7 protein-coding genes are annotated in these 10198 nt (G+C 66.3%); 2 read left to right on the top strand and 5 right to left on the bottom strand.

Annotated features, from left to right (window positions below; translation table 11 throughout):
- The 5 genes from FKP22_RS11245 to FKP22_RS11225 all read right to left on the bottom strand — a co-directional run.
- Positions 1 to 464 (bottom strand): DUF4124 domain-containing protein (locus FKP22_RS11245; protein WP_141287585.1); only part of this gene is annotated, 464 nt, incomplete at its 3' end.
- Between the two features lie 181 nt (positions 465 to 645).
- Positions 646 to 2670 (bottom strand): M3 family metallopeptidase, encoded by a 2025-nt coding sequence (locus FKP22_RS11240; RefSeq protein ID WP_141287584.1) that lies wholly within the window; start codon positions 2668 to 2670, stop codon positions 646 to 648.
- 44 nt (positions 2671 to 2714) lie between these two features.
- Positions 2715 to 3578: a bifunctional methylenetetrahydrofolate dehydrogenase/methenyltetrahydrofolate cyclohydrolase FolD gene (folD, locus tag FKP22_RS11235; protein WP_141287583.1), complete on the bottom strand. Its 864-nt coding sequence runs from the start codon at positions 3576 to 3578 to the stop codon at positions 2715 to 2717.
- 117 nt (positions 3579 to 3695) lie between these two features.
- Positions 3696 to 4319: a response regulator transcription factor gene (locus FKP22_RS11230; RefSeq protein ID WP_141287582.1), complete on the bottom strand. Its 624-nt coding sequence runs from the start codon at positions 4317 to 4319 to the stop codon at positions 3696 to 3698.
- Positions 4316 to 6892 carry a PAS domain S-box protein gene (locus FKP22_RS11225; RefSeq protein WP_141287581.1) on the bottom strand — a complete coding sequence of 859 codons (2577 nt, stop codon included), beginning with the start codon at positions 6890 to 6892 and terminating at the stop codon, positions 4316 to 4318. Before FKP22_RS11225 ends, FKP22_RS11230 begins: the two co-directional genes overlap by 4 nt.
- A gap of 224 nt (positions 6893 to 7116) precedes the next feature.
- On the opposite strand from FKP22_RS11225, the gene aceE reads away from it, so the two are divergent.
- Both aceE and FKP22_RS11215 read left to right on the top strand, forming a co-directional pair.
- On the top strand, positions 7117 to 9825 hold the full coding sequence (aceE, locus tag FKP22_RS11220) for a pyruvate dehydrogenase (acetyl-transferring), homodimeric type (RefSeq protein WP_141287580.1): 2709 nt from the start codon (positions 7117 to 7119) through the stop codon (positions 9823 to 9825).
- A gap of 125 nt (positions 9826 to 9950) precedes the next feature.
- A partial coding sequence (locus FKP22_RS11215) for a biotin/lipoyl-containing protein (protein ID WP_310733321.1) occupies positions 9951 to 10198 on the top strand: 248 nt, incomplete at its 3' end.

The following is a 10198-nucleotide window of genomic DNA, read 5'->3' as shown; positions in this document are numbered from 1 at the left end:
GGGTAACCGGCAGCGTCCAGATAGCCGTTCCATTCGGCGGTGGACAGGCTGCGCACCTGCTGCGTGCCGATGGTCAGCAAAGGCAGCGCCCGGCTGCCGCTCATGCGCTGCAGCGCCTCGATGTCGGCCGGGGTTTCAACCCGCTTTTCGCTGAACGGAATGCCACGCTGGACCAGCAGGCCACGGCCCGCGTCGCAGGGCTGGCAGCCGCGCGCGGCATACAGCACCACCGGATAACGCGAAGCCGGGCCACGCAAGCCCACTGGCAGGCTGGCTGTGGGCACTGCGCCGGCGCCAGGCGTGGCAATGGCCTGCACCTTGGCCTTGGGGTCGGCGGGCGGCTGGTCGGTGTAGGTCACCTTGCCGTCCGGGCCGACGACCTTGTACTGCGCCTGGGCCAGTGGCGCCAGGCAGAGCAGGGTGGCCAGCGGCAACAGATGGCGAAGCGAAACCTTGAGCATCATGACTGCGGATTCCAAATCTAATGGCGCCAACCTCGTGGCTGCGCCCAACGACAAGGTCTGAGGGTAGCAAAAAGGCCGGTCCGACGTGCCGCGCGGAACCAACACTGGCGGTGACGCCGTGGGCGCAGCAGGCACTTCGGCACGGTCCCCCCGCAGGCATGGGGGACCGCGGCCTGCAAGCTCAGTTGGCCATGCCCTGGTGACGCAGCAAGGCGTCAATCGACGGCTCGCGGCCGCGAAAAGCCTTGAAGCTGTCCAGCGCGGGGCGGCTGCCGCCCATTTCCAGGATCTCGCGGCGGTAGCGGCGACCGGTGTCTGCGTTCAGCACACCTTGCTCCTCGAAGGCGCTCCAGGCGTCGGCCGACAGCACTTCGGCCCACTTGTAGCTGTAGTAGCCGGCCGAGTAACCACCTGCAAAGATGTGCGAGAAAGTGTTCGGTGTGCGGCTGAACTCGGGCGCCTGCATGACCGCGACCTCGGCGCGCACTTCCTGCACGATGGGCAGCACGCGCTGCGCGGCGTCGGCCTCGGTGTGCAGTCGCATGTCGTACAGGCCGAACTCGACCTGGCGCAGCGTCTGCAGCCCGCTCTGGAAGTTCTTCGCGGCCAGCATCTTGTCGTACAGCGCGCGTGGCAGCGGCTCGCCGCTGTCCACATGGGCGCTGAGGTGCTTGATGACTTCCCACTCCCAGCAGAAGTTCTCCATGAACTGGCTGGGCAGCTCGACCGCGTCCCACTCCACGCCGCCAATGCCGGACACGCCCAGGTCCTCGACGCGGGTCAGCAAATGGTGCAGGCCGTGGCCGAACTCGTGGAACAGCGTGATGACATCGTCGTGGTTCAGCAGCGCCGGCTTGTCGCCCACCGGGGCGGCGAAGTTGCAGACCAGGAAGGCCACCGGCGTCTGCAGGCTGCCGGTGTCGGCACGCTTCCAGCGGTCGCGGGCATTGTCCATCCAGGCGCCGGGGCGCTTGCCGGGGCGGGCGTGCGGGTCCAGGTAGAACTCGCCGACCAGCTCCGAGCCTCTTTCAATGCGGTAGAACCTGACGCTCTCGTGCCACACCGGCGCGTCCGCCGGGCGGATGGCCACTTCGAACAGCGTCTCGATGATGCCGAACAGGCCTTGCAGCACCTTGGGCAGCGGCAGGTAGGCCTTGACCTCCTGGTCGCTGAAGGCATAGCGGGCCTCCTTCAGCTTCTCGCTGGCGTAGGCCACGTCCCAGGCCTGCAGGTCGGCCAGGCCCAGCTCGGCCTTGGCAAAGGCGCGCAGGTCGCTCAAGTCCTGCTCGGCGCTGGGGCGGGCGCGCTGCGCCAGGTCGCGCAGGAAGCTCATGACTTCGGCCGGGCTGCGGGCCATCTTGCTGGCCAGCGAGACCTCGGCGTAGTTGGCGTAGCCCAGCAGTGCGGCCTCTTCGGCGCGCAGCGTCAGCAGTTCGCTCATCACCGCGCTGTTGTCGCGGTCGGCCGGGCCGAACTCGCTGGCACGGGTTGCGTAAGCGCGGTAGAGGGTCTCGCGCAGCGCGCGGTTGCTGCCGTACTGCATCACCGGAAAATAGCTCGGGAAGTGCAGCGTGATCTTGTGGCCGTCCTTGCCTTCGGCCTCGGCGGCGCTGCGTGCAGCGGCCACCGCGTCTTCAGGCACGCCGGCCAGCTCTTCTGCGCTGGCGTAGTAGGCGAAGGCGTCGGTCGCGTCGAGCACGTGGTTGGAGAAGGCCTGCGACAGCTCGGCCATGCGGTCCTGGATGGCGGCAAAGCGTGTCTTGGCATCGCCCTGCAGGTCAGCGCCGCCGAGCTTGAAGTCGCGCAGCCAGTGGTTCAGCGCCTGGCGCCGTGCGGGGTTCAGCTGCTCAGCGGCGGGGCTGCTGGCCACGGCCTTGTATTTGGCGTAGAGCCGCTCGTCGCTGCCTTGGCGGGTGAAGAACTCGGTGACCTTGGGCAGGTTTTCGGCATGTGCGGCGCGCAGCTCGGGCGAGTCGGCCACCTGGTTCAGGTGGCCGACGGCACCCCAGGCCCGGCCCAGCCGCTCGGTCGCCACGCCCAGCGTGGCGGACAGCGCGTCGTAGTCGGCCGGCACGTCTGCGCTGACGGCGCGTTCCAGTGCGGTGCTGGCATCGGCCAGCAACTGGTCCATCGCCGGCGTCACGTGTTCAGGCCGGATGGCCTGGAAATCGGTCAGCGTGTCGAACTGCAGCAGCGGATTGGTCATCTTGTGGTTCCCTGGGAATGAATTGGCCGTGCGAACAGGTGGCTTCAGGCGTCGGCCTGCGTGGCTGCGCGCTCGGCGGCTTCCACGGTGTTGACCAGCAGCATCGTGATGGTCATCGGGCCAACGCCGCCGGGCACCGGGGTCAGGTGCGAGGCTACCTCGCTGACCGAGGCGAAGTCCACGTCGCCGCAAAGCTTGCCCTCATCATTGCGGTTGATGCCCACGTCGATGACGACTGCGCCGGGTTTGACCATGTCACCGGTCAGGGTGTTGCGCCGGCCGACCGCGGCCACCACCACATCGGCCTGGCGCGTGTGATAGGCCAGGTCGGGGGTGCCGCTGTGGCAGACGGTGACGGTCGCATTGGCCTGCAGCAGCAGCAGCGCCATTGGCTTGCCGACGGTGTTGCTGCGGCCGATCACGACCGCATGCTTGCCCTTCAGCGACACCCCGGTGGACTCGATCAGCTTCATGCAGCCGTAGGGCGTGCAGGGCCGGAAACCCGGCAGGCCGGCCATCAGCTCACCGGCCGACAGCACCGAATAGCCGTCCACGTCCTTGTGGGTGGCAATCGCCTCGATGACCTTGCCTGAATCGATGTGCTTGGGCAGCGGCATCTGCACCAGGATGCCGTGGATCGCCGGGTCGGCATTCAGCGCGGCAATGCGGGCCAGCAGGGCGGCCTCGCTGAGCGTGGCTTCGTACTTGTCGAAGACGGACAGCAGCCCGCTGTCCTCGCAGGCCTTGACCTTGTTGCGCACATAGACGGCCGAGGCTGGGTCTTCGCCGACCAGGATCACCGCCAGGCCGGGCTGGTGGCCGCGGGCGGTGAGGGCGGCGGCGCGGGTGGTGACTTCGGCGCGGAGTTGCTTGGACAGGGCGTTGCCGTCGATCACTTTGGCGGTCATGCGGGCTGCTTTCGAGGGAGAGGAGGCGGAAAGGATTGGGGGAAGCGATGCGCTTCAGAAGGCACAACGGGGCCCGAAGGCCCCGTTATCTGCAGGCGCCAGGCGCCAAACTCAAGTTCACCCCTTGTGGGATGCACCGAGGGCGATCTTCAGCAGATCGGCCACGGTGTTGGCGTTGAGCTTTTCCATGATGTTGGCGCGGTGCGCCTCCACCGTCTTGATGCTGATGCCCAGGTCGTCGGCAATCTGCTTGTTCAGGCGGCCGGCGACGATGCGCTCCAGCACCTGGGCTTCGCGGGTGGTCAGGCGAGACAGCAAGGCATCGCGGCTGGCCTGTTCCTGGTGTTGCGAGAAGGCCGAGCGGGCCTGGTCCAGCATGCGCTCGACCAGCGAAACCAGCTCTTCTTCCTTGAAGGGCTTCTCGATGAAGTCCATCGCGCCCTTCTTCATCGTGGTCACGGCCATCGGCACGTCGCCATGGCCGGTGATGAACACAACAGGCAGCGGGCTCTTGCGCTCCAGCAGCCGGTCCTGCAGTTCCAGGCCGCTCATGCCGTCCATGCGGATGTCGGCGATCAGGCAGGCGACTTCGCGCGGGTCGAAGCGGGACAGGAAGGATTCGGCGGAATCGAAGCACTTGACCCGATAGTCCTTGCCCTCCAGAAGCCACTGCAACGAGTCGCGCACGGCCTCATCGTCGTCGACCACGTAGACGGTACCTTTTTTGGGGATCAGGCTCATGAAGCTGTGGCGTTCGGGTTGGCTGCGGCTGCCACATCAGGTACCTCTGGCACCGGCTGGGCATCCACGCGCTGGGTCAGGTCAACAGGCAGGGTGAAGGCGAACCGGCACCCTGTCACGGTTGTGCCATTGTAGAGGTTCTGCGCCCGCATCCGGCCGCGGTGGGACTCGATGATGGACCGACACAGGGATAGCCCTATGCCCATGCCTTCGGCCTTGGTCGAGAAAAAGGCTTCGTAGAGGCGCGACAGCACCTCTTCCTTCATGCCCGGTCCCATGTCGCTGACGCTGAACTCGATCACGCCGCCTTCTTCGGCCGTGTGGCGCGGCACCACGCGCAGCTCGATGTTGCGGCGTGCGCTGGGCAGCCCGGCGCTGTCGATCGCTTCGGCGGCGTTCTTCAGCAGGTTCATCAGCACCTGCTCGATCAGGATCGGGTCGCACATCAGCGTGGGCAGGCGCTGCGCGACATAGGTGTGGATCGCCACCTTGCGCCGGCGCAGCTCGATGCCCGCCAGCTCGACCGCATCGTCGACGATCTCGCTGGCCTGCGAGGGCTGGCGCTGCGGCTCGCTCTTCTTCACGAAGGCCCGGATGCGGTGGATGATCTGCCCCGCGCGCTCGGCCTGGCGGCCGGTCTTCTGCAGCGCGGCGATCAGGTCTTCGGTGTTGATCGACTCGTTGCGCACCCGGCTGACCATGCCGTTGCAGTAGTTGTTGATCGCCGTCAGCGGCTGGTTCAGCTCGTGCGCGACCGACGAGGCCATCTCGCCCATGGTGATCAGCCGGCTGGTGACCTGGGCTTTCTCGGCCTGCTGCTGGGCCTGTTCCTCGACCCGGCGGCGGCTGGTGATGTCGGTGGCGATCAGCATCTGCGCCAGCCGGCCGTCGGTCCACTGCAGGTAGCGGGTGCGCACGTCGAACCACATTGCCAGCGGCTCGACGTAGATCTCGTGCGGGTGCGCGCCAGCTTCGGTCAGCTCCTGCGTCGGCAGGCCGGACAGGCCGTCGACCTCCTCGTCCGCCTCGGCCTGGTAGCTTTGCGCCGGCGTGCTGTGGGCGAGTTGCCCATGGCCACGGGCGTCGGCACCAAACCACAGCCGGTACGAGCGGTTGGCGAACAGCAGCTCGCCCTGCTGGACCGACAGCACCGACACCGCCGCGTCCAGCCCTTCCAGCACCGTGGTGAAGCGCTCGTGCGAGGCCGACAGCTGGTCGCGGATGCGCTTGGCCTCGGTGATGTTGGTCATCGAGGTCATCCAGCCGGTCTGCAGGCCGCGCGGGTCGATCAGCGGCGAGACGTACATGCGGGCGTCGAAGATCGAGCCATCCTTGCGCATGACCTTGACCTCGATGCCGCCGGCCGGGCTGCGGCCCTGCAGTTCCTGTTGCAGCAGTCGGGTGTTTTCCTCGACCCGGTCGGGCGGCCAATACGGGAAGGGCGGCTTGCCGTCCAGCAGGTCGGCCTCGGCGTAGCCTGTCATCGCGCAGAAGGCCGGGTTCACGTAGGTCACGCGGCCTTCCATGTCCATGGCCCGCATGCCGGTCAGCATGGAGTTTTCCATCGCCCGGCGGAAGTTGGTTTCCTGCGCCAGCGCGTTCTGGATCTGCGCCCGCCGCCGCATGTGCTTCCAGGTGCCCAGCAGCATCCAGACCGTCAGCACCGACAGGGCCACCACCATCCAGAACAGGGTGTTGCCGATCAGGCCGATGGAGGTGCGGTAGCCCTGGCCGCGCAGCATCAGGCCGTTGGCCATCGGCGCCAGCGGCACCTCATGCTGCAACGACGGGGGCACGACGGGCTGGCCCGGCATGGCCGTGACGGTGCTGGCCAGCGGCTGCAGCTCCGGCCCGACCACGCTGATGATGTGCCGGCGCGAAACTTCGCTGGGCACGTAGTAGCGCACCAGCGACTCGATCGAATATTCGACGATCAGCGTGCCGGCGAAGTTGCCGCGGTCGATCAGCGGCACCTGCACCTGGAAGACCGCCATGCCGTCGGCGTCGGTGAACGGGCGGGAGTACACCGGCTGGCGCGTGTCCCGTGCCGCGATAAAGGCGGCTTCTGACGCCAGTGCCAGGCCTTCGCCCGGGAAAGACGGGTTGTGCTTGGCGGGCTTTTCGGACGCAACCGATTCATAGGACAGCACCGCCTGGGAGGCGCGCACCTGGCGCTGCGCAGTGACCCAGGTCAGGTGGCGGACCTCGGGGCGCTCGCGCTGGAAGGCGGCGGCATGCGGCAGGAACTCCTCGGGCGCGATGTCGCGCGTTGCCAGCTCGCGCGCCATGCGCACCAGCTGTTCCTGGTTCTCGATCAGGTGCAGGCGGATCTGCTGCTGGGAGATTTCGGTGTCGCGCCGCAGTGCTTCGCCGGCCCGTTCAATCTCCTCGTTGCGCAGGTACCAGAAGGTGGCGGTGATGGTCGCGAGAAACATCAGCACCGAAATCAACGGGGCGATGGTTGCAAAGCGGTCCTGGCGCGAGGGAGATTGCTGCCGCCACCAGCGCCGGAACAGGCGGTGCAGCAGGCTGTTGGGGTGGCTGGCGGAAGGGATGTCTCGGGCAACGGGCATGGCGGGGCGATTATCGATGCCGCTTGCGGCTTGGGGCAGCGCCTGGGCCCGGGTTTTCGCGTGGGCCGGTGCTGCAGGTTTGCCCAACCATTGGGGCAGCCGGTTCCAGGCCTGAAGGAGGATGGCGAATTCATAATGTGAAAAGCACAATCGCAATTTGAAAATTCACGGACCCTGTGCCAAACTGCGCGCCGACCTTTTAGAACCCCGTTTGAGGAGACACCATGTCAGCCGTGCCTGAATCATTCTTGGGCGCGTCGGCCGTTGATGCCGATGCGCAAGAAACCCGTGAGTGGCTGGACGCCTTGTCCGCCGTCATCGATTCAGAGGGGCGTGATCGCGGCCATTTCCTGCTTGAGCAACTGCTCGAGCACGCCCGCCAACACGGCGTGGACCGCCCGTTCTCGGCCACCACCGGCTACGTCAACACGATCGAGCCGGAAGACGAAGCCCATTGCCTGGGCAACCTGGAAATCGAGGAGCGCCTGCGCGCCTACATGCGCTGGAACGCGATGGCCATGGTCGTCAAGGCCAACCGCCTGCACCCGGCCGATGGCGGCGACCTGGGTGGCCACATCTCGTCCTTCGCCTCGGTTGCCACGATGTTCGGTGCCGGCTTCAACCACTTCTGGCACGGCGACGACGGCGTGCACGGCGGTGACCTGCTCTACATCCAGGGCCACTCCTCGCCCGGCATCTATGCCCGCGCCTTCATGGAAGGCCGCATCAGCGAAGAGCAACTGCTGAACTTCCGCCAGGAAGTCGACGGCAAGGGCCTGTCCAGCTACCCGCATCCGAAGCTGATGCCCGAGTTCTGGCAGTTCCCCACCGTCTCGATGGGCCTGGGCCCGCTGATGGCGATCTACCAGGCACGCTTCCTGAAGTACCTGCATGCCCGCGGCATTGCCGACACTTCCAAGCGCAAGGTCTGGGTCTTCTGCGGCGACGGCGAGATGGACGAGCCGGAAAGCCTGGGTGCCATCGGCCTGGCCGCGCGCGAGAAGCTCGACAACCTGATCTTCATCGTCAACTGCAACCTGCAGCGCCTGGACGGCCCGGTGCGCGGCAACGGCAAGATCGTGCAGGAGCTGGAAGGTGAATTCCGCGGCGCCGGCTGGAACGTCATCAAGTTGCTGTGGGGCAGCTACTGGGACCCGCTGCTGGCGCGCGACAAGGATGGCCTGCTGAAGAAGGTCATGATGGAGACGCTGGACGGCGACTACCAGGCCATGAAGGCCAATGACGGCGCCTTCGTGCGCAAGAACTTCTTCGGCCGCCATCCCAAGCTGCTGGAAATGGTCGCCAAGATGAGCGACGACGACATCTGGCGCCTGCAGCGCGGCGGCCACGACCCGCAGAAGGTCTATGCGGCTTATCACAAGGCCGTGAACACCCAGGGCCAGCCGACGGTCATGCTGGTCAAGACCGTCAAGGGCTTCGGCATGGGCAAGGCCGGCGAGGGCAAGAACACCGCCCACCAGGCCAAGAAGCTGACCGACGAGGACATCAAGGCCTTCCGCGACCGCTTCAACATTCCCATTCCCGACAGCGAGCTGGCGTCGCTGCCGTTCTACAAGCCGGCCGAAGACACGCCGGAAATGCGCTACCTGCACGAGCGCCGCCAGGCCCTGGGCGGCTACCTGCCCAAGCGCCGCGTGAAGGCCGAAGAGGCGCTGCCGGTGCCGGACCTGCCGTTCTTCCAGTCGGTGCTGGACCCGACGGCCGAAGGCCGCGAGATCTCCACCACCCAGGCCTACGTGCGCTTCCTCGGCGCGCTGCTGCGCGACAAGCAGCTCGGCCCGCGTGTCGTGCCCATCCTGGTGGACGAGGCGCGCACCTTCGGCATGGAAGGCCTGTTCCGCCAGATCGGCATCTACAACCCCGAAGGCCAGAAGTACACGCCGCAGGACCGGGACCAGGTCTCCTACTACAAGGAAGACAAGGCCGGCCAGATCCTGCAAGAGGGCATCAACGAAGCGGGCGGCATGGGCTCCTGGATCGCCGCGGCCACGTCGTACTCGACGAACAACCGCGTGATGATCCCGTTCTATGTCTATTACTCGATGTTCGGCTTCCAGCGCATTGGCGACATGGCCTGGGCCGCGGGCGACATGCAGGCGCGCGGCTTCCTGCTGGGCGGCACTTCGGGCCGCACCACGCTGAACGGTGAAGGCCTGCAGCACGAAGACGGCCACAGCCACATCCTGGCCGGCACGATCCCGAACTGCGTCAGCTACGACCCGACCTTCGCGCACGAGGTCGGGGTGATCATGCAGCACGGCTTGAAGCGCATGGTCGAGAACCAGGAAAACGTCTTCTATTACCTGACCCTGCTGAACGAAAACTACCCGATGCCCGGCCTGAAGGCGGGCACCGAGGCAGAGATCATCAAGGGCATGTACCTGCTGGACGAGGCGGCCAAGGGCAAGAACGCCACCGTCAACCTGCTGGGCTCGGGCACCATCCTGCGTGAGTCGCAGGCGGCCAAGGAACTGCTGGAGAAGGACTGGGGCGTTGCGGCCAATGTATGGAGCTGCCCGAGCTTCAACGAACTGGCCCGCGACGGCCAGGCCTGCGAGCGCTGGAACCTGCTGCACCCGACTGAGACCGCGCACGTGCCGTTTGTCACGCAGCAACTCGGCGCGCATTCCGGCCCGGTCATCGCGTCGACCGACTACATGAAGAACTACGCCGAGCAGATCCGCGCCTTCATCCCCAAGGGCAAGACCTACAAGGTGCTGGGCACGGACGGCTTCGGCCGCAGCGACTTCCGCAGCAAGCTGCGCGAGCACTTCGAGATCAACCGGCACTACATCGTCGTCGCGACGCTGAAGGCGCTGGCCGACGAAGGCACGCTCCCGCTTGCCAAGGTGGCCGAGGCGATTGCCAAGTACGGCATCAAGGCCGACAAGATCAACCCGCTGTATGCGTGATCACCCCCGAGGCGCGTAGCGCCTCCCCCTCAAGGGGGCGCGCCTGCAGACCGGCAAAGCCGGCTCTGCGGACGCCGCGGGAATTGATTGACGCGTTGCGTAGTGAATTCAACGGAGACATCCGAATGGCATTGGTAGAAGTGAAAGTCCCGGACATCGGAGACTTCAAGGACGTGGCCATCATCGAGCTGCTGGTCCAGGTTGGCGACACCATCAAGCCCGAGCAGAGCCTGGTGACGGTCGAGAGCGACAAGGCCTCGATGGAAATCCCGGCCTCGACCGGCGGCGTGGTCAAGGAACTGAAGGTCAAGCTGGGTGACACCATCAGCGAAGGCTCCGTGCTGCTGACGGTGGAAGCAGAAGGCGCCGCTGC

Origin of the sequence: Ideonella azotifigens, assembly GCF_006519715.1 — a bacterium.
GTDB classification, from domain to species: domain Bacteria; phylum Pseudomonadota; class Gammaproteobacteria; order Burkholderiales; family Burkholderiaceae_C; genus Ideonella; species Ideonella azotifigens.
The sequence above is the reverse complement of the archived record's forward strand: the minus strand, read 5'-3'. Positions and strand labels throughout refer to the sequence as shown.

Coding starts and splice junctions, on each gene's coding strand:
- FKP22_RS11240 (WP_141287584.1), bottom strand. CDS start 2,670: ATGACCAATCCGCTGCTGCAGTTCGACACGCTGACCGATTTCCAGGCC.
- folD (WP_141287583.1), bottom strand. CDS start 3,578: ATGACCGCCAAAGTGATCGACGGCAACGCCCTGTCCAAGCAACTCCGC.
- FKP22_RS11230 (WP_141287582.1), bottom strand. CDS start 4,319: ATGAGCCTGATCCCCAAAAAAGGTACCGTCTACGTGGTCGACGACGAT.
- FKP22_RS11225 (WP_141287581.1), bottom strand. CDS start 6,892: ATGCCCGTTGCCCGAGACATCCCTTCCGCCAGCCACCCCAACAGCCTG.
- aceE (WP_141287580.1), top strand. CDS start 7,117: ATGTCAGCCGTGCCTGAATCATTCTTGGGCGCGTCGGCCGTTGATGCC.